The organism is Vibrio sp. 10N.222.55.C6 (genome assembly GCF_041473395.1).
Taxonomy (GTDB): Bacteria; Pseudomonadota; Gammaproteobacteria; order Enterobacterales; family Vibrionaceae; genus Vibrio; species Vibrio crassostreae_C.
The window spans coordinates 1-22,410 of record NZ_JBFRSD010000020.1; the positions used below are offsets into that span (position 1 = coordinate 1).

Below are 22,410 nucleotides of genomic sequence, written 5' to 3' on the forward strand. Positions count from 1 at the left end.
TGATTTAGGCAACAACGCCGAATATAACTATAACTTCTCTCATGCAACAACTAGCCTAGAAGTTCAAACAATCTATGAGAAGTTATGGGTGTTTGAGGTTCAGTTGAATCAAGACAAAACTATTGAGAAGCTAAACCATGAGAAAGCAGAACATGAAAGGATTAGGGCACAAGCTACCCGGCAGCTAGCAAATCAAGGTTTTGTTGATAATGCTGCTCAAGAACTTGTGCAAAATTGCAGAGACCGCCTTGAAAAAGCTAATAGTGAGTTAAGGTTGTTGAATAAGATTTTAGAACAAGTTTAGGTGCATCATGCTTGGTCTAATTTACATCTTGACCCGTCTAAAGCTTCACACTTTATAGTAGCTATATTGATTGAGAGGGGCACTTTTTGTGTGCCCTCCAAAGTAAGTAGAGATACACTATGAAACGTTTAATTCTAAATATCACACTTTTGGTATTCATGACGCTTAGTAGCATTAGTGCCATGGCTCATGATTCAACGGTTAAGTACAGTATTGCGATATCTCACGATGGTGAGCAAATTGCGTATGGCAAAAGTGGGAGCTGGGAGACGGCGCTGATCTTCATTCACGGCTGGAGCCTAGACAGCAGGCTTTGGCAAAACCAAGTGGGTGAGGGCTTTCTTACGTGCTGTACAGCTCCCGAAACGACTAGGGCAGATTCACGTGAGAATAGGCTGATAATCCCCTCCTAACCTCCCCTTGGTTTACATCTCCAATCTCTTGTTGGTAATGGGAAAGGGGAGGAACTAAATACCGATCGCTATATGTGCTGGCATATGTTCAGCGACAAAGAATGTTCTCCCCCTCATTCTTGTGTCTCAAGAGATCGGGTCACTCCATTCGAGGGGGAGCTAGAGGGGGAGGCTTTGGCTTACTAGAACCATTCCACAATGTTGATGAAAGCGGTGGAGTCAGTGAAGTAGGGTGCTGTAGTTATTAAAAGATGGATGTAATCATTCTATAGATAAAACTAAGGCCTCGCATGTGCGGGGCCTTTTTGTGAGTTGGAGGTTTTGCTAGATACATTCATTTCAATTTGCGAGTAATGATCGCATCGTTCATTCGTTTATGGTCCTTAAACTTGTGCCTCATAGTTATATAAATGGTCTACCAACCACCTCTAGATATGTAATTAGCACCCCTGTTATTAGTAAGGGCTGACCGAATCTAGTGGTGCTTTCTACTGATAATCACTTTAACTATGTGTTTAGGACGTCCTGTTATGGCTAAGAAAATAATATTCATTCATGGTCGCGCTCAAAAGCCCGATAAAGCTTCCCTTCAAGCACTCTGGTACGAGGCTATAGAGCATGGCTTACAGCGAGATTGTATCGGCTCAAGTTCATTACAAGCTTTTAAAGATGTCGATAAACGGTTTGTCTATTACGGTGAGCTATCAAACACATTGTTAGAGAAACCAACGGAAGATCCTGCAAGTCGACAGCAAGCTCTGTCTGAACTCAAAAAGTACAAAACAAACCAGTTCAATAAAACAACGTATAACAAGGTATCTAAAATTGGTTTTCTAAAAGAGGCGTTAGCGGATACTTTTTCATCGCTATTTGGAAAGCTAGGTGTGGCCGAGACACTCATAACTAAGGTCGCGCCGGACATGGCGCACTATTGGAATGAAGATACCTATTTTGGCAGTGATGTTAGGCATAGGCTAATGGTTGAACTGAAGGAAGCGCTTGATAATCAGGATGATGTGATGATTGTATCGCATAGCCTTGGGTCGATGATCAGTTATGACGTGCTGTGGAAGTTGTCTCATTACGGAGAGTATAGACACGACTATGGTGCAGACAAGAAGGTCAACTTATTGCTGACGCTCGGGTCCCCGTTAGGCGATGAAAACGTAAAAGATAGGCTAAAAGGGAGCCGCTTGAAAGATGAGAAGAAGTACCCGTTAAACATTCAGCAATGGATAAACATATCGGCAGAAGATGATTTTATCTCTCATGACAGCAAAATTAAAAATGACTTCAAGGATATGCTCAAACTGGATCTAATACCCGGTGGAATGAAAGATATCCACCCGATTTATAACCTCAATATTCGCAACGGGAAAAGCAATCCACATGCTTCCATCGGTTATCTCATTAACCCTAAATTCATCACAGTACTGGACGAATGGCTCTCGAGTTGATTTGGTTTACCATCGTAAATTGCTTCTCTGCTTGTTCGTTGGAACGAAGATAAAACAAGGCCTCGCGTGTGCGAGGCCTTTTTGCGTTCTTACTAAAACTAAATATTAATCGAGCTTAACGAAAGCTTGGGATAATCGCCGGTATGCCCGGTAGAAGACCAACCAACGCCATTACACCACTAAGCACAATAAACATAGTTCCAGGCAACACCCAACGGCTCATTTTACTCAGTTCACTACTACGTTCTTTACAACCGACTAAGCCTAAGTTATCTAACAGCATGGTGAGAGCCCAGCCAAATGCAGGGTTAACGAGCGCTGAAGAAAATACAACAATCGCTGCCGACTGTGTGGTTTTTCCTTCACGCGTCATTTCCATTCCAGCTTCTAGCAATGGAACAAATACCCCAACAATCAGCGCCACACACAGTACAGGTTGCCAGATAGCTAAATCCATCGGGTAGCCCCAAACAGCAGCGATAATACAGAACAGAGCTGTGAGCAGCGCGCCGGCAGGAATAGGGCGTTTAGCAATCGCAGCCGGTACGATATAAGTCCCCCATGAAGACGTAAAGTTAGTACCGCCAAGCAGAGAACCGAACGTTTGACGAATTGATGCCGTGGTCATGGTGTCGTCGATGTTCATGTGTACTTTTTCGGTACGTTCTGGGTAGCTGATCTTTTGGAATACTTGATGCCCTAAGAAATCCGGTGACCACATCGCTACGGCTAGAATCGCAAACGGCAATACCACCATGAAGTGTTCAATCGTCGGTAGGCCTAGCATCCAACCTGTATCTTCTCCCCACCAATACATAGGGTTCATGTTGGGCAAGCCTGGCTCAGTGTGGAAAGCAAATGGGGCGCCCATGGCAAATGCAATCGTACCACCCAACAAGCAGCTAAGAGGTACTGCTAACCAACGTTTGCGGAAGTGTTCCAGTAGCGCGTACAAGATAATGGTGCAAAAGATCACCACAAACGCGATGTGGCTCATACCGATTCCTTCAGCCCAAGCGAAAAGCTTTTTCACTTGAGAGGCGGTTCCAACAAAGCCGAGGTAGAGCAATAAGCCGCCACACACGCCTTTACTGGTGAGGTTGGCCAACATGCTGCCACCTTTACTGATGGCTAAGATGAGGCCAAAAGCGCCAATCAACAGGCCAAACGCCATCGGGTGTCCACCTGCTGCAACCACAATCGGAATCAAAGGGATAAGTGGGCCGTGGGTCCCTGCGAGGTTTGCAGTCGGCAATAAAAAGCCAGAGAAAATAATAATGAAAACAGAGGCGATGAGCAGTTCATAACGAACGTTTTCTAGAATGAAGTCTTCATTTAATCCGAGAGCCCCAGCAAAGGTGGCTGCAATCGCGCCCACCATAACCACTTTACCAATGGTCGCCGCCATCGCTGGGATGGTGTCTTCTATCTCAAATCGATAATCTTTAAACGGCAAATTTGGACGCCAGCGCTTAGGCGACATGATTTGCAATTCGTGTTCTAGATACTGTTCTCGGGATTCAAACTCTGAGCTTGGTTTATGTTGTTGTTCATAGGTGAGTTCATCCTCATTGGCTTGAGGCTTCTCTGTTTGTATATGTGCGGACTCTAAAGTAGTGCTCATTTTGATTCCTTTCGTTCACACTCTTAGGTGTGTTATTCCAACAAACGTTGTTGACTCACGGTATGAAGTGCAAACAATGCGTCAACTTATAATTAAAAACCCATTAACATTTAGTTGTTAGTACCTTATACCAAACCAAAAAAAACAAATAGACTCAGTCGGTTAGACATTAGTCGTAGAGTCGGACGACTAGTATTAGACCCTGTAGATAGTATGTGTCTGGTTATTTGTAGTCCCTTAATTTCTCCCACGTTCTGCACTTGATAGTGATAGAATCTCCGCATTAGAGTTATCGAGAAACTAGGTATTTATAAACAATGTTTATCCATCACGTAAATGGCATCGACTGGCTGGTAATTACAGCCTTTGAAGAACTGAAAACTATGTTTATCGAAGATGCAGGCCCAATCCCAGCTTGCTTTTCTACCGCCAGCGAGTTGAGCCTGATTGATCAAGCCAAACGCAGTTATGGATTTTTGCCTAAACTCCGCGGTGTGATCACCGATACCGGCACTTTTCAAAGTAGAGATATTGAAGAAGATTTGAACCCACAGCTTGCGTGTATCGTTGAAGGGCGTGGTCGGGTTTTTATCTATCACGGCGACTACGTGGCTTTTGTCGATGACGAGCAAACCTTCATTACCCGTATGGACTGAGAGTGATTCAGTGAGTTGAGATCGGCGAATTGGTAAATCGGCGAGTTAGCCCACCTAGAATTTAAAACTAAAGGATTAATATGATGGCAAAAACGATCTCATTGGTACTTGGCAGTGGTGGCGCAAGAGGCTTGGTTCACGTTGGAGTCATCCGCTGGTTAATTGAGCATGGCTATCAGATAAAATCCATTTCTGGCTGTTCAATTGGCGCACTTATCGGTGGTGTCTACGCTGCGGGCAAGTTGGATGAATTTGAAGAGTGGGTCACCAGTATCGACCAAGGTGATATGGCGATGTTGTTGGACTTTTCATGGCAGTCGAGTGGTATGTTCAAAGGGGACAAGATCATCGACACTCTGCGTGGACTGATCGGCGAGATTTCAATTGAAGATCTGCCCATCCCTTATACCGCAGTTGCCGCTAACGTCGCCGATGAAAAAGAGGTTTGGCTGCAATCAGGTTCTCTGTTTGATGCCATTCGCGCCTCTATCTCTTTGCCACTGTTCTTGACCCCTCACGTTATCAATGGAGAAGTGCTGATTGATGGCGGCGTTCTTAATCCCGTACCGATTGCGCCTACCTTTGGTGATAATACAGACTTTACACTGGCTGTGAATTTAGGTGGTGAACCTGAAATGGTTAAACAGGAAGTGATACCGGTTTCCCTGCCAACAAAAGAGAGCAACCTGCATGAGAAGGTTGTGCATTTTATCGATAACCTCGGTAGCAGTGTAAAAAGCAAAATGAGCTTCAACTTTGCTTTTTACGATATTGCCAACCAAGCATTTGATGCGATGCAATCGACCATTGCTCGCCAAAAGCTGGCCGCTTACCCCGCCGATATCACGCTTGAGATCCCACGCAATGCTTGTGGCACCCTAGAGTTTGATCGCTCACAAGAGATGATCGACAGAGGCTACCACTTAGCACAGGCTAAACTGGGCAATCGACTTTAATGTATTTGCTGCTGAATGAGGGTAACTATGGAAACTGAACTCAAACTATCTGAACTCAAAGAATTGGTCACAACAAAAGATGTCATCGTGCTCACCAGCATAGAAGAGCCTGCTGTATCTTGGTTGATAGATTGCTATCAAGAGAATGCTGATATCCAAATTATCGAGAACGCACACCAACTAGATACTGAAGCGGTTTTGGCGCAATGTCGAAGCAGCCTTAACGAAAGTAAAAAGGTCATCCTTACAGCGCAGTTTCGTAGTCAACTGCCTATCATCAATATCGCTTCACTGTGTAACGAGAAGCGCAAATCATTGATCAATATTGAGCTATCAGGCTGGGATGAAGACAAACGCGTTCCTCATTCTTACAGTAGTTTCTAGCTTATATTTGTTGCTAGGTAACTGCAGTTTTTAGGTAACCGACAGCGTCTCTATAACCAGAGCAGTTCAACACAAGGTTGATCAAAGCGGTTAAGTCAGTGTCCGGAATTTGTTGACCACTACAGGGTGGTTGTATCGAATCAGGAGTAGAAAAGTCTCTTGAGATTTTACTTGTCTAAATTGTGCTTAATTATTTGTTCCACCACACCATTCATCGTCCTTGAGCTAATCTCCGGTTTCAAATACAAGGAATGATACTCAACTCCTGTTCGGTCTATATAGGCTGCTTGTAAGCCAGCGGATAGCGCACCATGAGTGTCCCAATCATGAGTAGCGACAAGACGAAGGTTTTCGACAGGCTCTTTTAAAGTTTCGGCTGCAAAGTTATACACATCTGAATTGGGTTTGAAACTGCCTGTTTCTTCAACGGAAATGACGGTGTCGAAATAATCTTCTAAGCCTGAGTTCTTGATTTGAGAAGTGATGAGATCGAGGGATGAGTTGGAAAAAGCGACGGTTTTAAACCCGTTCTCGCGCAATTTGAGCAAAGACGCTTTGATATCTGTGTGCGGTGGTAGATTGGCAAAAGAAGTTAACAAGGCACCTTTGCTTTCCGCCGTTAAATCACACTTGTACCGTTGTGCAATAGCGTTGAGCGCTGCATTCGCTAATTCAGAAAAAGTAGATTTTACGTTTGTTGCGATGCAAACCGTTGAAGAGTGTAAAAGCTTTGAAAACCAAAGTGATAATGCATCCTCCTTTCCAAACACCGCTTTAAATTTAGGCTGTAATGACTCCAAATTTAAAACCGTTTCGTTTATATCAAAAAGTATCACTTCTTTTTTCATGCAAAGCCCCCAGATTTAATTGAATTTTATGCTTACATAATCTGCTCTGACGATATGGTTTTCAACCTCCATTCAAGTAACTAAAGCTTTGCTCTCTAATTTGAAAAGAAGCTGGAATGCGTCAACGACAACCCGCCAACTCAAATCTGGCGTTGCTTTATGAGTATCATGCAACGCCAAATCTGAAACGATTTAGCTTATTTTGCGGCTTCGATGGTGCCTTTGAAAGTGCTGTCTAAAAAGTCATTGATCTCTTGTGAGTGGTAAATTGAGATAATCTTTTTATACGTTTCATTATTTTTGTCTTCTTCTCGCGCCGCAACAACCATCACTGCTAAAGGTGCGTCTTTTTTCTCTAAGTAAATGCCTTGTTTCTTAGGGTCGAGTCCAGCCGACATTACATAGTTCATGGTGATTGCAGCAGCATCTACATCGTCAAGAGAGCGGGGTAGCTGCGCGGCATCCACTTCAACAAATCGAATGTTCTTCGGGTTGCTAACAATATCGTTTAAAGACGCGTTGAAACCAGCGTTGTCTTTTAATGAGATCAGCCCTGCATCTTCAAGCAGTAATAGTCCACGCCCGCCATTCGTTGGATCGTTTGGAATCGCGATTCGAGCGTTTTCGGGAATAGAATCAAGCGAAGTGTACTTGTTCGAGTAAACGCCCATACGCATCAAAATTGAACGTCCGATAGAAACTAACTGGCTATCGTGATTGGCATTAAAGTTATCGAGGAATGGCTGATGCTGGTAACTGTTCAGTTGGATACTTCCATCATCTAATGCTGCGTTAGGGGTGATATAGTCTGAGAACTCGACGAGTTCAATGTTTATCCCTTGCTTTGCTGCTTCTTTGGCAACAGCTTGTACAACTTGTGCATGTGGGCCAACTGTCGCCCCAATCTTGATGACAGCCTCGTCTTTTTTTCCACATCCTGTTACACCGAATACGAAAGCTAATGCCAACAGGGATGCTGTGATTTTTTTGTAGCTGTTCATGATAACTCCATTTAATAAATAAAAGACATGTAGACGTCTAGCTATCTATATTATCTATTTGCGCGATCGGGTCAATAGGTTTGTTTGAAGCGAAGTTACATTGATGAGCGGTTAAGTCAGTGAATCAACGAGGCTTCTGTACGTGAGACTCGACCGACAATCCCCTTCTAACCCCCTTGGTTTACATCTCAAACCTATTGTTGGTAATGGGAAAAGGGAGGAACTGATTACCGACCAACAAAGGCCTCGCGAGTGCGAGGCCTTTTGGGTTTTGTAGGGAATAGGGCAGTCACTCGGAATCTAAAGAAAACGGGTTCAGTAAAGCTAACTATTAAGAAAGCTTTTGGTTAAAGAACTCAAGTGTACGTTTCCAAGCTAACTCTGCTTCTTCTTCAGCATAGCGGCCAGTTGAATCGTTATGGAAGCCATGGTTCACGCCGTCATAGATGTAAGCTGTGTAGTCTGCTTCGTTCTCTTTGAGTTCGGCTTCATAATCTGGCCAAGTCGCATTCACGCGTTTATCGATTCCCGCAAATTGGATGAGCAAGGGGCCTTTTACATTTTTTCTTAAATCTGGTGCGGCAGGAGTACCATAAAATGGAACGCCTGCATCGAGTTGCTCTGGCATGACAGCGGCCAACATATTCACGATATAGCCACCGAAGCAGAAACCGACTGCGCCTAGCTTACCGTTACTTTTTTCATGGGACTTCAAGAAGTTTGCCGCTGCGATAAAGTCTTCTTCGATTTTCTCTTTTGATAGCGACTTCTGCATCGTTCGACCTTCATCATCATTACCTGGATACCCGCCAAGCGAATAGAGTGCATCAGGTGCAAACGCAATAAACCCCGCCGCTGCGAGTCGTCTTGCCACATCCTTTATGTATGGATTGAGGCCTCTATTTTCATGAATGACCAATACAACAGGCGCATTGCCCTCTAACTCTTTGGGTACAACCAAGTAACCATAGCCTTCGCCGTGTCCTTTAGGTGAAGGAAACTTCTCGTAGGTTGCTTTGATGGAAGGGTCATTGAAAGAGACTTGCTCTGCCTGCGCATAATTAGGAATCAGTGCAGAAGTTAGCGTCGTCATGGTTAAGCCAAGTACAGCTAGCCCAGATAGACGAGCCATAAACTCTCTGCGATCAATCAGGCCGTGTGCATATTCGTCGTACCAATCAAATGCTTCTTGAGGGATAGATCGAGTCGGCGTTGATTGAGATTCGGTATTTGGATTCATAACTTTTCCTTGTTGTGAGTTGTTTGACCAATCAACTATAGTGGAAAATTTGATATAATTGAACGATCACTCAATAACTTTTGAGCTATTTGTTATATCAAAGTACAAAAATTAGATGACAGTCCGATAAAACGATCACTTCGAATCGATTTCCATCGCTTTGGTTTGTTTTACGGAGCAATTCAATACAAGGTTGATTTGAGGGTTAAGTCAGTGAAGTCGGGTGTGATGATTGTTTGTTTTTAGGGAGGCTCTAAATCGAAGTTGGGCACATTAGAGCTAGGCTTATTTTCCGCAGACATGGACAAGTAAGTTTCAATGCAAAACGCTTGATTTTACTCTGGTATAATCTTTCTCATAGGGACGACCTTAGCGTTATCAGAACCTTCTTGATGAGAGATAAAATAGATGTTGAAACTTCTGCGTCAGATAAAAAAATGGAAACTTGTAACGTTTGGCTTACTGATGCTCATTGCCGCTTTTTTTATCTACAACCAGTTCGGGAACCGTATGTCCCGTGTCGACGAGGCAAAATTTCTAATCGGCCAACTGAATACTGTTTTGGATGCCGCTGAGCAATATTCTCGTGACAATGGCTCTCTGCCTCCTATTACTTCCGATACCGACACGAACTTCGGCTACTTAAACATCAATCACTTAATTGAAAATCCGGGCTTATCAACATGGCGAGGACCATATCTACCTTATGGCGATACATGGATAGGTGGTGATCAGTACATCGATCACCCAGATTACATAGCAACGCAATTACTGCTTAAGGAAAAGGGCAGCCAATGGGCACGAGGAAGCTCCGAGACAGGTTGTGAATCGTCATCATCCACTTGCTCTGTTGCAGCTTGTATCTGGTTGGTACCAACAAAAGTCGCACAAGAAATTAATAAGATTGTGGACGGCAGTTCGAGTATAGAAAGCTCAGATGCGACAGGAAAAATACGTTACGAAAAAGCTTTTGGTGGCGCTCTTATCTGTATGATTGGAGATGACTATCCAATGCCTTCAGCACAGACAAATTAAGTCGTTTCTAATTACCTCACTGGCAACTTGGTCTTAGTTTTTACCTGACCGAAGGCGAAGCTGGATTCAATAGAAGCAATATTAGGCAGGCGAGTTAGTTGTTTACGGATGAACTGCTCGTAGCTTTTGAGCGATTCACTGACCACATGCAAAAGGTAGTCGTGATTGCCTGTCATCAGAAAGCACTCTAACACCTCATCAATCACTTCAATGTGTTGTTCAAAGTCTCGCATATTCTCTTCAGTTGGCTTTTCAAGCTTCACCAACACAAACACATTAACGGGCAGGCCACACGCTTCTTGGTCAACGCTGGCGTGATAGCCACGTATAATCCCTTGTTTCTCTAATGACCGAACTCGGCGTAAGCAAGGAGAGGGCGACAGTGCTACTCGATCGGCCAACTCTTGATTAGACAGCCGAGCGTTGTTTTGCAGTTCAGCCAGTATTTTCTTGTCGATCTCGTCCATTGGCATAATCCATCAATATTGAATTTAGTTTGGCAATATTATTGCTCAAAGTGTATGTCTTACTTCGCAAATAGCAATTTTTAACATCTGCCCAAAACTAAAATTAAAGAAGGAACAACAAGCATGGAATGACTTAGGAATTATGAATACTTCAACTCAACTTAGCCCGCTGCGTAAAACCACCAAACACGAACAAGCAGAAGCTCTTGCCGTTGAGCAAGCAAAGCATTTTGGTATCGACCCAAATAGCGATTACGGCATCACGCTGATTGAACTGGCGACGACACTGTACCAAGCCAATACCAAGACACACGATCTTTGGGCATTGACGGTTGATGGACTTTCAGAGCTCGATAAAAGTGACCGAATCGCTTGGTTTAACGCCAAACGTTTTTTGTCATTCCAGATCGCTAAGATCCTCGATAATCTGCAAAACCCAATGCGCGCCACTTACCAGTCTATTGCCACCAATAATGGTAATTTTGCGTCTAAAGGTGCGTATCCAATTTTCGATAATGTCGCTGCTATATTTTCTGCAAGCCCTGTGATTACACGTACCGCGACCTATTTGTTTGCGTGTACAGAATGGATTGAAGATGCGTTTAACGGTAAAGAGCCGTTGCACGATATATATTCTCGACTGCTTAACCCTACATCGATTTCACTGGCTAACCATATGGTTGATATCGAGGCAGGCTCTAGAGCCAACGAATACCTCGCATGGAACTTTAACTCGGGTATGGCGGCTATTGATGGGTTGTTGAGCCACTTGCTCGTGCATGAAGACATTGTTTTGGCTTCACGCAATATCTACGGTGGTTCTTACCAGCTGTTGGAAGATTGGTTTGGAAAACCTTCTAATCTGAATGTCGCGGTAGAGTGGGTGGATGGTTACTCCGGTGATGAGTTTGCGACGCGCCTTGATGAGGTTGCTGATAAATACGCAGATCGCATCGCTGCAGGTAAGAAAATCTACGTTTACCTAGAGTCACCGTGTAACCCGCATGGATACGTGTTGGATGTTGCTAGCATCAGTAAAGCTGGTCACTCTCGTGGTTGGGATGTGATTGTTGACTCAACAGTGGGTACACCATTGTTGCACCCAGTACTAAAACGTGACGATGTGATGGAAAGACCAGATTATGTGATTCACTCCTACACCAAAGAACTGGCGGGTTCTGGCACCACAACTGCTGGGGTTGTGATTGGTCGCAATGAGACTATGTTTGTGCCAAAAGGAGAGGAGGTCACTTTCACCAAGCCCAACGGTGATGAGGCCAAAATCCTATGGAACGAAACGCTGTTTTGGAATGTGTACTACATTAAGGGTGCATTCCTAGATGCAGATAAAGCGTTTGAAGTGCTCAATGGTATGAAAACGTATGAGATGCGAGTGGTGCAAAAAACGATTAATACACTGACTCTCGCGAAGATCTTTGATGCTCACCCAGACATCAATGTGTCGTGTCCTGCTTTGCCAGATAGTGATAACTATGAACACTGCCAGAACAACATGTACTTGGGGCTACCAGCGGCGCTTTTCACTATCGATATGGAAGGCAATGGCGACCGTGCGCCAATCAATCGAGATGGCTTCAAACAGTTCTTCGACATGCTTGAGCCCGCTATCGGCATGCAAGTAAGTTTAGGGCAAACCAATACAGTGGCGCTGTGTCCAGCACTGACTACGCACTCAGAACTCAGTGATGAAGCGCTCAATGAAGCCGGTATCAAACCGACGACAATGCGTATCTCTATTGGCTTGGAAGATCCTCGAATGTTCATTGCTCATATTGTCGAGGCGGCTAAATTGTCGATTGACCGCAACCACGTAGATTTCTCATCCAGCTTCCCGAGTGGTGACAATATCGATGAAATCTATATGCAAACTTATATGGATGTACACCAGAAGTTTGTGAAAAGCTTGCCGAAGTTCAGTCAGCTGAGTCAGTAACTTAGGTCAGTTAACAAGATTAGTCAGTTAAAGCCCGTCAATAAAAAAGCACCCAGCTGACTCAATAGTCGGTAGGGTGCTTTCTCGATGATCATATTGGTTTACCAAGTCACTTACTATTTAGGCTGGTGGCCTGTCTTCTTCGCAAGTTCTTGCATAGCCTCGGCAAACGTAGTTGTTCCGCCTTTCGCTTTAACCTGAACCACCTTATATCCTTGGCTTTCCAGCGCTTGGCGCTCTTCTAAAACGGCTTTGTCATCTGGTTGACTGCCTTGCACAGGCTGATGAATGTAATACCCTTCTAATTGACCATCTTCGACCCGTTGGTGGTGTTTCAGTGCATTGATATCAAAATTCATAGTAAGTCTTTTCGCTTTAAATGGAGAGTCTCTGTGGCAAAGGCCGCGAGTCTTTATAATTTTATGGTTTGTACAATAGGCATTTTAACCATAAGAAGCTAGCGAAAATTAAGCAATCCAATGGAATGAAGTCGGGTGGTCTTACTTCTTCAATCTCTTATTGAACGCTGGGAAGGAAAGGGGAGGAACTGAATGCGAACGTTTCAATACACCCTTATCTGACCTTTTCGTTCAACCATTGAGCGAAATCGGTACAAATCATCAACCTTTCCAAATGTGGAATCCTCACTTCTTTTATTGGCTCTGTTTTCCATTTGTGAATGGTTATAACCTAGTTTTCGTAGAAAAGAGAATCGAATAAGCCGTGAGCGCGGCGCTTTATAACGAATGAAAACTAGGTACAAGCATGAACGAAAACTTTTATAGATACGCGATTTACACTGTTTTTTCAGCGGCAGCATTGTTCTCCGCTTTTTTAGTCACCTCAGATAATGTTTCCCCTTTTACCACTCAAGCGACTTTGTATCGTAACGTCGCGACCATTGCGCCAGAAGTGTCCGGCGTAATTACCGACGTCATGGTTAGTAATGGCGAGTTGGTTGAAAAAGGTCAACCATTATTTGCTATCGATGCCAGTAGCTACCAATTGAAAGTGGCACAAGCGAAAGCCGAACTGCATCAAGCGCGTGACTCTGATTCAGCGAAATGGCAGCAATTAGCAGCAGCGAAACAAACACAAAGCCAACGAGAATTCGAATATCACAACGCGAAACAGAAACTCGCACGTAACCAAAAACTGCGTAACAAAGGGCTCGCGACGGAACAAGATCTTGATGATGCAATCACCAATACACAAGTTGCGAGTAGTGCGGTTGAAGCTGCGAACGCGGAAGTGAAACGCATTGAGGTTGAGTTATCGACCCAAGACCGCACAGCGGCCATTGAATTGGCAGAAGCAAAACTTGCCAGTGCGGAACTGGATTTAGGCCACACTCAAGTCGTCGCGCAAACGGAAGGCGTCGTGACCAACTTGCAATTGCAATCGGGTAGTTATATCACTCAAGGTACTTCATCATTGCTGCTGGTGGACGAAGCTCATGCGTGGATCAGTGCGGACTTCAATGAGAAAGGCATTGATAAGCTAACTAATGGCCGCGAAGTTTTGGTCTCTTTTGATGCGCTACCAGGCAAAAGTCTTTACGGGGGAAGTGAGTAGCCAAGAGCGTGCGATTTACGACACCAATAACACCAATGGCAAACTGTCTAGCGTGACCAATGATACGCGTTGGATCCGTGAGCAACAGAAAGTACGTACCCGCATTACCGTTAACGAACTGGATCCTTCGATGATCTCAGGTTCACGAGCGAGTGTGATTGTTGAAAGCGGTAACCCAATAATGCACGTTATTGGCTCTGCTTGGATTCACTTGGTTTCAACATTTCGCTACATCTACTAGTAGGAGATGACGATGTGGACATTTGAAAACACCGCACAGGGTCATTCTCAACGTAATGAAGCGCTGCGTGTCGCACTTACTGTGACGATTTGTATGGTGTTGGGAAAGCTACTAAACCTAGACTCTCCCGTTTATCTGGCGTTGTATCCAACCATCATCATGACCAAGAATAAAGATTACTCTTGGCTTGGTCTGATCCGTACCTTGGCACCCACTTTATTGGCAGCAAGTACAGCGTTGGTGGTGACTGAGGTATTTTCACAGTATCCGTTTGTGGTGTGGACCATCAGCCTGTTCTTCTTCGACTTTATGCGTCGTCGAGCCACTACGCCAGCGAAGAAAGGTAAAATGTTGATGCCAACCTTCAACTGGATTTTGATTGTGGTGTTTGTTCAGCATACCACCATGGATATGCCGATGCGTATTCATGAAATTTTGGTATCCATGTTGATTACCATGGTAGTAGCAAAAACCATGGTGGCTCTGTTCCCTGTTGAGCAAGGAAACAAGCCTCCTGTATTTAAAGAACAGCCTGTCACATTTGAGAGCAGAGCAATTTCACTCGCGTTGATTGGTCTTGGTTTGGCATTCTTGATGATTGTCGACATTATCTCTGCAACGTTCTGCATGGTGCCAGTGATTGCTGCTGCAACCCAAACCACACACAAAAGCTTTATCGACGTGGTTGACCGCCGTTTTCAAACTCAAGTGGGCGGCTGTGCATTCGCCGTGGTGTTCACCTTGTTGATGGCAGGGCATCAATCTACATTCGGTTACTACACCATAGTGTTGGGTTTATTTGCCTTTATGATCACCGCATCAATGGCCAAAGCGAAAGGTTCAGCCAGAGACATTCATGCCGATGCGTTATTGGCGACTATGCTGCCGATTCAGTTGTACATGACCAGTAGCAATTTAGGGTTGGAAAGTACCTTCCTACGCGCTTGGGAGCTGACTGTGACTTTGTTTGTGCTGTGGGCTTTGTGTCATTTTGTTCGTAAGCCTAATGGTGAAGAGCCGGCACTCGTTCGCTAATAATCAAATCCGGCCAACCGATTATGGTCTGATTTGATTGCGCCTTTCATAAAATTAAAAAATGCTTTTACTTTGGCTGAATCTTCTAAATCTTTATGAGTCATCATCCATAGGTCTGTATTTTGGTGCATCACTTCCATATCTACTCTTTGCAGAGTTCCCTTACTGTTACCTAAAAAGCAGGGTAAGTAGGCTAACCCCATCTGATTTTCAGCCGCGATGATCAGGGGCTCAAAAGAGTCGGCTTTCATGACAATTTTGTCTTCCGAAATCAGTTCAGAAACCTGTAGCGAAGCACTGCCTCTATGCATCATTAACCAAGATGCAGACTTTAAGGGGTGCTTACTCTTAAGGCCATTTATATATTCTGGCGATCCGTAAACACCAAAGGCAATTTTACTTAACTTGGTCCCAACTAAATGGGCTGGCAACTCATTTGCCGGGCGAATCGCGATATCTGCATCTAGGTGTGAAATATCCAATTGACGAGATGTGAGGCTGAGTTCTAACTGAATTTTTGGATAAAGCCGATGAAAAGCAGCCAAATGAGTACCCAGAATGAGGCGAGATAACGCATCGGTCGTCGTTATTCTTAGCGTACCTTCTAGCTTCAATTCCTGTCCAAAAACCTTGTGCTCCAATTCTCTTACTGTGGATTCGATAGCGAGAGCTGACTCCAGAAGCTTTTGCCCTTCAACCGTTAGTTTGTATCCGGTAGGAAGTTTATGGAAAATTCGTAATTTGTGACGATACTCAAAGGTGTCAATACGACGTAAAACGGTGCTGTGGTTTACACCAAGTGCTCTTGCCGCGGCCGACAGGGATCCTTCATTCGCCACTGTTAGAACATATTGCAGGTCATCCCATCTTATGTTGTGCATTTGCGCATATCCAACGTGTTCAATTAGTGAGTTTACCAAAAATTTAGCACAGCTATAGTTATCTCAACAAGGCAACAAACAGAACTGAAGTTCAAAGCATGCACTGATGGCACTTTTAATCTCCCACGCATTGAGCTTCAAAATTGACAATCAGGAGAAAGAAAATGTTAAAGAAAAATCTACTTATCGGTCTAGCGAGTCTTCTGGCTTTCTTTCAATTCACTCCAGCCCTTGCAGATGAAACAAAAGCAGTCGATTCAGCAAAGACACTAGAAACGGCTCAAGCATTCTTATGGGCGGCAGGCTCAGGTGATATGGCAAAACTCGAGTCATTAATGGCCGATGATTTTGTCTGGCACAACGAAGGTGACGCCGACATCCCTTGGATCGGTAACTGGGAGTCAAAAGAAAAAGTGCTCAACACTTTCTTTCCTCTATTTGGCGCAGGTTTGAAAGTCACAAGCTGGTCAACAGACTATAGTTTTGTAAACGGCGACCAAGCAGTATTCATGGGCAGCATGAGTGCCATTGCGAATGAATCTGGTGTAGACACGGGTAAATTCAGCTGGGCGGTTCGAGTTCAGGTTGAAGATGGCAAAGTGAAGAGTTGGAACTGGTTTGAGGATAGCTACGCAGTATCTAAAGCTTATCACGCCAAACAGTAACCACAGTGACCAATTAGGTTGTAAAGGCTCGATATGCTGTAGACGTATATCGAGCTTAACTTGGTTTTGAATAGCGACGCGAAGAGCCTATTCAACAATCCGACAGTTAAAAGGACACCTGAGACAATCTAGTTCTGAGTTTCAGTGTACGAGCCAAATAACGTACTTTGGCACTATTAAGTTTGGAGAAACTATCTATGAGCAATAAGCTAGCGAATGCGACTAATCTGTATATGGAAGGTATCCGAGATGGTCATGCATTAGAGGCGGTAACGAAGTACACCGGTCAACGTTATACTCAACATAGCACTGGGGTTCGCAACGGTATTGATGGTTTTGTTGAGTTCTTCGAACCGTTCTTAAAACGCTGCCCTGTTAGAGACATAAAGATCATACGTTCAATCGTCGATGGCCAATTCGTGTTTGTTCAAGCATTCCAAGATATTAATAATGGCGAATATAAGTGGGTGACTACGGATCTATTCGATACCGATAATGACGATAAAATTATTGAACATTGGGATGTGATTTCTGCCTTCGAAGCTCAACCGACGGAAGGGGAAGGTCGACTGCAAGGGCCAATCAATCATACTGACTTAGATAAAACAGAGGAGAATAAGAACCTTATCCGTGATTTTTTATGTGATGTCATGGTACTAGGGCAGAAAGACAAGCTATCAAAGTATCTCCAGCACGAAGAGCTAGCCGTTTATCAAGCCTCAGATGTGAGCCCTTTAGATAGCTATATTGGTGGCTATGACCAAGTGTTCAAGATTGTCGGTCAAGGTAACTTCGTAGCAGCTTACAGCCGAGTTATTGATAATGGTCTCGAGGTTGCGCGTTTTGATCTATTCCGAGTTGAGGGAGGTCAAATTAAAGAGATATGGGTAAACCAAGAGCCCGTGCCACCAAAAGCAGAATGGGTAAATGGCGGGAAGTTCTAGAGTCGCTTTAAGGGAGTTACGCCAATAATGCTATCGCTAAAACAAACCGAAAAAGCGCATCCTTGCTAACCTTACTGGTTGTGTGTGTTTAACCTCTTGAATCTTAGCCAACATGTTTTGTGATGGAAGAATATTTACACTGTTTTACAACTCGGCTTAACGCTCAACAATGCAATCGCGCCCTTGAGATTTTGCGTCGTAGAGGGCGTTATCCGCTCTTTTAATTAATGAATTCCAGTCATCGTTTATGAGGGCTTGAGTCACTCCAATGCTGACAGTATACGTGCCAGAAGAGAGCTCTTGATTGGAGTTGTGTTTTGCGTGGTTTCTTATTCTTTCAGCTATCTGCATTGCTTGAACTTTATTCGCTCTAGGTAACATGACAACAAACTCTTCTCCACCATAGCGAAAACAGAAATCGCTTGTGCGGCATGTATCTTCAAGAATTTGACCAAAGTGCTTAATCACATCATCTCCCTTGTCATGACCATAGGTATCATTAATTTTTTTGAAGTGATCTAGGTCGGCAATCAGTACAGAAATGTCACTCTCTCGGCCTGGTTGAACAAGCTTGGGTATCAGTTCTGCTAGGCCTCTACGGTTATAAAGGCCGGTTTGTTCATCAGTGATCGATGAACGATAGGTCTGCTTCAACAAACGATCAGTTAAGATCCAAAACACTGAAAATGCGAGGCTAACAATTGTGATTGTCATGATAACGAAAGACAATTTATGAATATCTGATATCAGGTAATAGTTCGAATTCGTTCCTTTGGTATGAGCAAGTACGCCCCTAATTGCCATATAGAGAATGTTGATAAACAGGGTCAGATTCAACAGACACTTTGCTTCTCTGTTATCGTGCTTTTCCCCTGAATAGTTTGCACAGAGGGCTAAGATACATATCGTCACAACGAGAATACTTCGAGCCTCGATCCTAGAAGTAACAGAAGGCGCAATTAGGGCGCTATAAAGGAAGAAGCTAATGCCAAGGGAGCTAATGATGATTGATATTACGAGAAAAGATCGACTTGCTCCTCGTAACACGGTTATGCCGACGAGTAACAAACCAAAAGCCGTTGCGTATGCACCATTGGAAAGAAAAACGATGGATTCTGAAGATTGAGTAACGCCGAACGAAAGTGGGGTAACACTGGCTCCTAACAGCAAAGCAGCATAAGCAATATAATTTACCCCTAACGTGGTGCCTGCGAGTATATATTTATGCGTTAACAACATAGCACTCGCAACCGTAGCTGCTAACAAAGAGGTATATATAGCTAAGGTGTGTACATCCATGAAATCACCAACAACGTAAAAATGAACTCTCTCAATTCAGTATTGCGCAATTTGTATTATGAATGTTTAGTAGTTAATCATTATTAAACTATATGCTGATGCACATCAATTTTTGCTCAGGTGCATTTGTAAGCGTAGGGCAAGGTGCGAGTTATTCAGGAGCCTAACCTTAGCTTTGTTATACCTTTATTTTAAATTCTCTAAGCCCGATGTATCGACGCCTTTTAAGGTGTCTTTTGCTACTTCATCTAAATCCGTCGTTGTCGATTTTTGAGGATAACTAGCAGCGGCACCTTTACCGATCGCTGTTGCTTCTGCTTGTAGCTTTTTCCCCTCAGACTCACCCGCGATCCAGCCTTGCTTGTAGTCACTGTCTGATTCAAAACGCTTTCCATCTTTTATGTAGTTTTCGAAGCTATTGCCGCTTTCTTGCATGCCGCTATGCCTACCGTCATGAAAACCTTGTATCTAAGAGGTGTTGTGACCACTCTCAATCAAAGCACTATCACTTGTTCCGCATCCGGACAAAAGAAAAACCAATAAGATTAAAAACAGTTTGTTCATACTCAAAGCCTCGGAACTCAGTCGTTTAAATGATAAGAATAGACCAAGATCATCTCGCAAAGGCATAACAGCGCTCTAGGCGGGAAAGCTTGTTTGAGAATCATGATATTCAAAACTTGAGAGAGTAGAGTTATTACTGCCTTATTAGATCTAGAACGATAGCAAATCACTGGGTGGTAATTTGCTATCAATTACAGAGTGAATATCCGTTGTGCATATTGGTAAGTTCAAGAATTAAGACGAGGTGACTTATTGCTTATTTGAACGGTTAACGATAAAACTCAATATCACGACTGCAATACTAAAGCCCACAACACCAATCCAACCCGCACGTTCAAATACCTGAATTCCCACAAATGAACCAAACGCACCACCGAGATAGTAGCCAAGCATATAGATTCCGTTGATACGACTTTGAGCTTGTGGGTCAATTGAGAATACGCGTACTTGGTTCGATACTTGAGCGCTAAATACCCCAAGGTCGATGAGAATGATACCGACGATCAATCCAGCCAATGTGTCAGCGAAAAGCCCCGATATAATAAAACCAGCAGTAATAATAACTAACGCCATACTGATCATGTTTCGAGAGCCAAACTTGCTCACCAGTGACCCTGAAACTTTTGCTCCAATGACTCCAGCAAGAGCAATAACACCAAACATTCCTGCCTGTTGTGCATTGTAGTTAAACGGAGATTCACTGACATGCAGAGCTAACGTCGCCCACAGCGCATTGAACGAAGCAAACCAAAGCGCGCCAGTTAAAGCGGAAGTACGCAGTGTCGCATGCTGCTTGATTAACGTGGCCATGCTCGCAACCAGTTTAAGGTAAGGTATTTTCGTTGTCGGCGTGTTCGTCGGTAAAAAGGCATACAGCAACACACCAAAGACCATCGCAATAATTGCTGACATCATAAATACCGCGCGCCACCCAAACTGCTCACCGATGAACCCACTGAGTGTACGCGAAAGCAAGATGCCCACAGTTAGGCCTGTCATTAATGTGCCAATGACTTTTCCTTTCGTTTCTGGAGTACTTAGTGACGCTGCAAATGGAATCAGCTGCTGAGTGATGTTGGCACTCAAACCAATCGCAAAACACGCAACAACCAGAGCCACTAAGCTAGATGCAGTAAACGCGACAAAAGATGACAACACCAACATGACAGACAAGATCGCTATTAGGCGTCTGCGGGGTAACGTGTCTCCTAAGGGCGATAAGAATAGCAATGCCACGGCATAACCAATCTGACCGGCAGCTGGCACTGCGCCTAGCTGTTCGCTTGTTAACCCTAGCTCTGCGCCGATCTTAGGTAAGATGGGTTGGTTATAATAAAGGTTTGCAGCAGTTGCCGAGACTGCGCTCGACATCAGTAATAAACGTCCTGTGCTCAACACTTCTGTGGTCAATTTTGACATGGTGACACCTTAACTTTGGTTCATCGTTTTAATGAATGATTTCGATGAGCTAAGTCTAAGGTTAGCGATTGAATAACAAAAATAACCATTTGATTTAAATTCTATACGAATATGGTATAGATAACTTTCTAAGCCATGTTTTGTTGAATCGCCTCAATTTCACTCTGTACGACAGCAACAAAGACACTGGCTGTAGGGGATAGAGTATGCGAATGGTGTGTCATCACTAATGGCATTTGTACGTCCACAGATTCAAGATTAACAAATACACATCCCTCACTGCGTAAATCACGAATTGCATACGGTGCGATAGATACACCTAAGCCAGAAGAGACTTGGGTTAACACGGTTTGCATGTTGTTGGGTTGTTTTTTTATATTTGGAGAGAATCCAGATAGGTCACATTGAGTAATGATGGAGTCAAATAATCCTACCGCTTGTTCACGTTCAAATAAGATGAAAGGGTCTTGCTGCAGTTGTTTCATTTGAATGGTGGAGTATTTAGCCAACTCGTGGGTGACGGGCAAAACAGCAACAAGCTTATCTGTATAAATCGTCACCGAGGTGTAATCATCAACAAGCAGGTTCGGCAGTGGGCGAGAGAAGCTAATATCGATCTCTCGTTTGTCCAGAGCTTCGATCTGTTCAGAAGCCGTCATCTCAACAAGATCAACATCAATATTGGGGTTTTCAGCAATATACTGTCGAACTAAACGAGGCAAAAAGCTCAGAGTTGCGCCTCCAAGATAACCAATAGTTAAAGTACCAATACAACCAGAAGAAGCTCGAATCGCGGACTGTTTTGCTTGTTCCGTTTGTTCGATGAGTCTAATCGCATCTTTAAGTAAGTGCTGCCCTGCGGCGCTAATGACGACTTCGCGAGATGTACGGAAAAATAGGCTCACTCCAAGTTCGTGTTCAAGGCTTGTGATATGGCGGCTAATGGCAGGTTGAACGGTATTTAACTCTTTTGCAGCTTTTGAAAAACTGCAATGTGTCGCGACAGCCACAAAGCTTTTTAGTACTTTGATTTCCATATAGCCTCAATATAAACCTAGGTGATAAAAAAGCGCTAACTTGCGCCTATATTGCTTTTATTATCAATCACAAAGACCTTGCTAGCAAACCTTAGGGTAATAACGTTTGCAAGGCTCTGGTCACTTGTGAGAGTGGGGCGATAATCCTACGTATTCAGCTTTCAAGCTTTCTGTTTTCTAGATAATTCTTTTTCAAACTTTTAGTTTTCGAGCTCTTCGTTTTCGAGATTGCGCCGAACTAAATCGTGCATTTGTTTTACAGTCATCAGTGCTAACCAGGTAATTTCTTCTACTGAACGTTGACCCGTTGTGGAAGTTGGGTTGTGGGCTTCAATCACAGATTGATAAATTGAATCGCCGCAAGCCTCTTCTATTGGCATAGCTCTATATAGTTTGGTTTATTTGAAAGCT

General features: G+C 43.8%; 21 protein-coding genes and 3 pseudogenes. 12 read left to right on the plus strand and 12 right to left on the minus strand.

Going from position 1 to position 22,410, the window contains the following annotated elements:
• The 3 genes and pseudogenes from AB4486_RS13870 to AB4486_RS13880 form a co-directional block, all read left to right on the plus strand.
• Positions 1–304 (plus strand): annotated as a pseudogene (locus tag AB4486_RS13870) (recombination protein RecF); the annotation flags it as partial.
• 119 nt (positions 305–423) lie between these two features.
• Positions 424–639, plus strand: a pseudogene (locus AB4486_RS13875) (alpha/beta fold hydrolase); the annotation flags it as partial.
• A gap of 608 nt (positions 640–1,247) precedes the next feature.
• Positions 1,248–2,174 carry a hypothetical protein gene (locus tag AB4486_RS13880; RefSeq protein WP_372117395.1) on the plus strand — a complete coding sequence of 309 codons (927 nt, stop codon included), beginning with the start codon at positions 1,248–1,250 and terminating at the stop codon, positions 2,172–2,174.
• Positions 2,175–2,289: 115 nt separating this feature from the next.
• On the opposite strand, the gene AB4486_RS13885 is transcribed toward AB4486_RS13880, so the two are convergent.
• On the minus strand, positions 2,290–3,798 hold the full coding sequence (locus AB4486_RS13885; RefSeq protein ID WP_017059070.1) for a DUF3360 domain-containing protein: 1,509 nt from the start codon (positions 3,796–3,798) through the stop codon (positions 2,290–2,292).
• 317 nt (positions 3,799–4,115) lie between these two features.
• On the opposite strand from AB4486_RS13885, the gene AB4486_RS13890 reads away from it, so the two are divergent.
• The 3 genes from AB4486_RS13890 to AB4486_RS13900 all read left to right on the plus strand — a co-directional run bounded on the left by AB4486_RS13890 (position 4,116) and on the right by AB4486_RS13900 (position 5,794).
• Complete coding sequence (locus AB4486_RS13890) at positions 4,116–4,454, plus strand: hypothetical protein (RefSeq protein WP_017059071.1); 339 nt, start codon at positions 4,116–4,118, stop codon at positions 4,452–4,454.
• 83 nt (positions 4,455–4,537) lie between these two features.
• Positions 4,538–5,410, plus strand: a complete 873-nt coding sequence (locus AB4486_RS13895) for a patatin-like phospholipase family protein (protein ID WP_017070388.1) — start codon at positions 4,538–4,540, stop codon at positions 5,408–5,410.
• Between the two features lie 15 nt (positions 5,411–5,425).
• Positions 5,426–5,794 (plus strand): hypothetical protein, encoded by a 369-nt coding sequence (locus tag AB4486_RS13900; protein ID WP_372117397.1) that lies wholly within the window; start codon positions 5,426–5,428, stop codon positions 5,792–5,794.
• 167 nt (positions 5,795–5,961) lie between these two features.
• Here the strand turns inward: AB4486_RS13900 and AB4486_RS13905 are convergent, their stop codons facing one another.
• From AB4486_RS13905 to AB4486_RS13915, 3 genes are all read right to left on the minus strand, one after another.
• Positions 5,962–6,642 (minus strand): haloacid dehalogenase type II, encoded by a 681-nt coding sequence (locus AB4486_RS13905; RefSeq protein WP_017065459.1) that lies wholly within the window; start codon positions 6,640–6,642, stop codon positions 5,962–5,964.
• Positions 6,643–6,839: 197 nt separating this feature from the next.
• Entirely contained in the window at positions 6,840–7,643 is an 804-nt protein-coding gene (locus tag AB4486_RS13910; protein WP_372117399.1) for a MetQ/NlpA family ABC transporter substrate-binding protein, read from the minus strand.
• 331 nt (positions 7,644–7,974) lie between these two features.
• A complete protein-coding gene (locus AB4486_RS13915) occupies positions 7,975–8,883 on the minus strand; it encodes a dienelactone hydrolase family protein (protein WP_017059076.1) in 909 nt (302 codons plus the stop codon).
• 408 nt (positions 8,884–9,291) lie between these two features.
• On the opposite strand from AB4486_RS13915, the gene AB4486_RS13920 reads away from it, so the two are divergent.
• Entirely contained in the window at positions 9,292–9,918 is a 627-nt protein-coding gene (locus AB4486_RS13920) for a type II secretion system protein (RefSeq protein ID WP_372117402.1), read from the plus strand.
• 11 nt (positions 9,919–9,929) lie between these two features.
• Here the strand turns inward: AB4486_RS13920 and AB4486_RS13925 are convergent, their stop codons facing one another.
• Positions 9,930–10,385 (minus strand): Lrp/AsnC family transcriptional regulator, encoded by a 456-nt coding sequence (locus tag AB4486_RS13925; RefSeq protein ID WP_017068562.1) that lies wholly within the window; start codon positions 10,383–10,385, stop codon positions 9,930–9,932.
• A gap of 142 nt (positions 10,386–10,527) precedes the next feature.
• Between AB4486_RS13925 and AB4486_RS13930 the strand changes: the two genes are divergently transcribed.
• Positions 10,528–12,339: a PLP-dependent transferase gene (locus AB4486_RS13930; protein WP_372117404.1), complete on the plus strand. Its 1,812-nt coding sequence runs from the start codon at positions 10,528–10,530 to the stop codon at positions 12,337–12,339.
• Between the two features lie 116 nt (positions 12,340–12,455).
• Here AB4486_RS13930 and AB4486_RS13935 read toward each other — a convergent pair whose 3' ends face one another.
• On the minus strand, positions 12,456–12,698 hold the full coding sequence (locus AB4486_RS13935) for a hypothetical protein (RefSeq protein ID WP_372117406.1): 243 nt from the start codon (positions 12,696–12,698) through the stop codon (positions 12,456–12,458).
• 406 nt (positions 12,699–13,104) lie between these two features.
• On the opposite strand from AB4486_RS13935, the pseudogene AB4486_RS13940 reads away from it, so the two are divergent.
• A pseudogene (locus tag AB4486_RS13940) lies at positions 13,105–14,155 on the plus strand (HlyD family secretion protein).
• Positions 14,156–14,167: 12 nt separating this feature from the next.
• Positions 14,168–15,190 (plus strand): DUF2955 domain-containing protein, encoded by a 1,023-nt coding sequence (locus AB4486_RS13945; RefSeq protein WP_372117408.1) that lies wholly within the window; start codon positions 14,168–14,170, stop codon positions 15,188–15,190.
• On the opposite strand, the gene AB4486_RS13950 is transcribed toward AB4486_RS13945, so the two are convergent.
• Positions 15,187–16,071, minus strand: a complete 885-nt coding sequence (locus AB4486_RS13950) for a LysR family transcriptional regulator (RefSeq protein ID WP_017059087.1) — start codon at positions 16,069–16,071, stop codon at positions 15,187–15,189. The two genes, AB4486_RS13945 and AB4486_RS13950, sit on opposite strands and share 4 nt — an antisense overlap.
• Positions 16,072–16,235: 164 nt before the next feature.
• Here AB4486_RS13950 and AB4486_RS13955 point away from each other — a divergent pair, with 164 nt between their 5' ends.
• Together AB4486_RS13955 and AB4486_RS13960 are read left to right on the plus strand one after the other, a co-directional pair.
• A complete protein-coding gene (locus AB4486_RS13955; RefSeq protein WP_017059088.1) occupies positions 16,236–16,736 on the plus strand; it encodes a nuclear transport factor 2 family protein in 501 nt (166 codons plus the stop codon).
• A 197-nt stretch (positions 16,737–16,933) separates the two neighbouring features.
• A complete protein-coding gene (locus tag AB4486_RS13960) occupies positions 16,934–17,680 on the plus strand; it encodes a nuclear transport factor 2 family protein (protein ID WP_017059089.1) in 747 nt (248 codons plus the stop codon).
• Between the two features lie 156 nt (positions 17,681–17,836).
• Here AB4486_RS13960 and AB4486_RS13965 read toward each other — a convergent pair whose 3' ends face one another.
• From AB4486_RS13965 to AB4486_RS13985, 5 genes are all read right to left on the minus strand, one after another.
• The gene (locus AB4486_RS13965; protein ID WP_102333223.1) at positions 17,837–18,979 is read right to left on the minus strand and encodes a diguanylate cyclase; all 1,143 of its coding nucleotides are present in this window, start codon (positions 18,977–18,979) and stop codon (positions 17,837–17,839) included.
• A 186-nt stretch (positions 18,980–19,165) separates the two neighbouring features.
• Positions 19,166–19,414 (minus strand): hypothetical protein, encoded by a 249-nt coding sequence (locus AB4486_RS13970; RefSeq protein ID WP_102333224.1) that lies wholly within the window; start codon positions 19,412–19,414, stop codon positions 19,166–19,168.
• Positions 19,415–19,792: 378 nt separating this feature from the next.
• The gene (locus tag AB4486_RS13975; RefSeq protein ID WP_102333225.1) at positions 19,793–20,962 is read right to left on the minus strand and encodes an MFS transporter; all 1,170 of its coding nucleotides are present in this window, start codon (positions 20,960–20,962) and stop codon (positions 19,793–19,795) included.
• 128 nt (positions 20,963–21,090) lie between these two features.
• The gene (locus AB4486_RS13980) at positions 21,091–21,999 is read right to left on the minus strand and encodes a LysR substrate-binding domain-containing protein (protein WP_372117411.1); all 909 of its coding nucleotides are present in this window, start codon (positions 21,997–21,999) and stop codon (positions 21,091–21,093) included.
• A gap of 200 nt (positions 22,000–22,199) precedes the next feature.
• Positions 22,200–22,379 carry a hypothetical protein gene (locus tag AB4486_RS13985; RefSeq protein WP_017059095.1) on the minus strand — a complete coding sequence of 60 codons (180 nt, stop codon included), beginning with the start codon at positions 22,377–22,379 and terminating at the stop codon, positions 22,200–22,202.
• Positions 22,380–22,410 lie beyond the last annotated feature (31 nt).

Excerpts from the sequence above, each read along its gene's own strand:
- AB4486_RS13895 (WP_017070388.1), top strand. The coding sequence starts at position 4,538 with ATGGCAAAAACGATCTCATTGGTACTTGGCAGTGGTGGCGCAAGAGGC.
- AB4486_RS13930 (WP_372117404.1), top strand. The coding sequence starts at position 10,528 with ATGAATACTTCAACTCAACTTAGCCCGCTGCGTAAAACCACCAAACAC.
- AB4486_RS13965 (WP_102333223.1), bottom strand. The coding sequence starts at position 18,979 with ATGGATGTACACACCTTAGCTATATATACCTCTTTGTTAGCAGCTACG.
- AB4486_RS13945 (WP_372117408.1), top strand. The coding sequence starts at position 14,168 with ATGTGGACATTTGAAAACACCGCACAGGGTCATTCTCAACGTAATGAA.
- AB4486_RS13960 (WP_017059089.1), top strand. The coding sequence starts at position 16,934 with ATGAGCAATAAGCTAGCGAATGCGACTAATCTGTATATGGAAGGTATC.
- AB4486_RS13885 (WP_017059070.1), bottom strand. The coding sequence starts at position 3,798 with ATGAGCACTACTTTAGAGTCCGCACATATACAAACAGAGAAGCCTCAA.
- AB4486_RS13985 (WP_017059095.1), bottom strand. The coding sequence starts at position 22,379 with ATGCCAATAGAAGAGGCTTGCGGCGATTCAATTTATCAATCTGTGATT.
- AB4486_RS13915 (WP_017059076.1), bottom strand. The coding sequence starts at position 8,883 with ATGAATCCAAATACCGAATCTCAATCAACGCCGACTCGATCTATCCCT.
- AB4486_RS13880 (WP_372117395.1), top strand. The coding sequence starts at position 1,248 with ATGGCTAAGAAAATAATATTCATTCATGGTCGCGCTCAAAAGCCCGAT.
- AB4486_RS13975 (WP_102333225.1), bottom strand. The coding sequence starts at position 20,962 with ATGTCAAAATTGACCACAGAAGTGTTGAGCACAGGACGTTTATTACTG.
- AB4486_RS13955 (WP_017059088.1), top strand. The coding sequence starts at position 16,236 with ATGTTAAAGAAAAATCTACTTATCGGTCTAGCGAGTCTTCTGGCTTTC.
- AB4486_RS13890 (WP_017059071.1), top strand. The coding sequence starts at position 4,116 with ATGTTTATCCATCACGTAAATGGCATCGACTGGCTGGTAATTACAGCC.
- AB4486_RS13910 (WP_372117399.1), bottom strand. The coding sequence starts at position 7,643 with ATGAACAGCTACAAAAAAATCACAGCATCCCTGTTGGCATTAGCTTTC.
- AB4486_RS13980 (WP_372117411.1), bottom strand. The coding sequence starts at position 21,999 with ATGGAAATCAAAGTACTAAAAAGCTTTGTGGCTGTCGCGACACATTGC.
- AB4486_RS13970 (WP_102333224.1), bottom strand. The coding sequence starts at position 19,414 with ATGCAAGAAAGCGGCAATAGCTTCGAAAACTACATAAAAGATGGAAAG.
- AB4486_RS13920 (WP_372117402.1), top strand. The coding sequence starts at position 9,292 with ATGTTGAAACTTCTGCGTCAGATAAAAAAATGGAAACTTGTAACGTTT.
- AB4486_RS13925 (WP_017068562.1), bottom strand. The coding sequence starts at position 10,385 with ATGGACGAGATCGACAAGAAAATACTGGCTGAACTGCAAAACAACGCT.
- AB4486_RS13950 (WP_017059087.1), bottom strand. The coding sequence starts at position 16,071 with ATGCACAACATAAGATGGGATGACCTGCAATATGTTCTAACAGTGGCG.
- AB4486_RS13905 (WP_017065459.1), bottom strand. The coding sequence starts at position 6,642 with ATGAAAAAAGAAGTGATACTTTTTGATATAAACGAAACGGTTTTAAAT.
- AB4486_RS13900 (WP_372117397.1), top strand. The coding sequence starts at position 5,426 with ATGAGGGTAACTATGGAAACTGAACTCAAACTATCTGAACTCAAAGAA.
- AB4486_RS13935 (WP_372117406.1), bottom strand. The coding sequence starts at position 12,698 with ATGAATTTTGATATCAATGCACTGAAACACCACCAACGGGTCGAAGAT.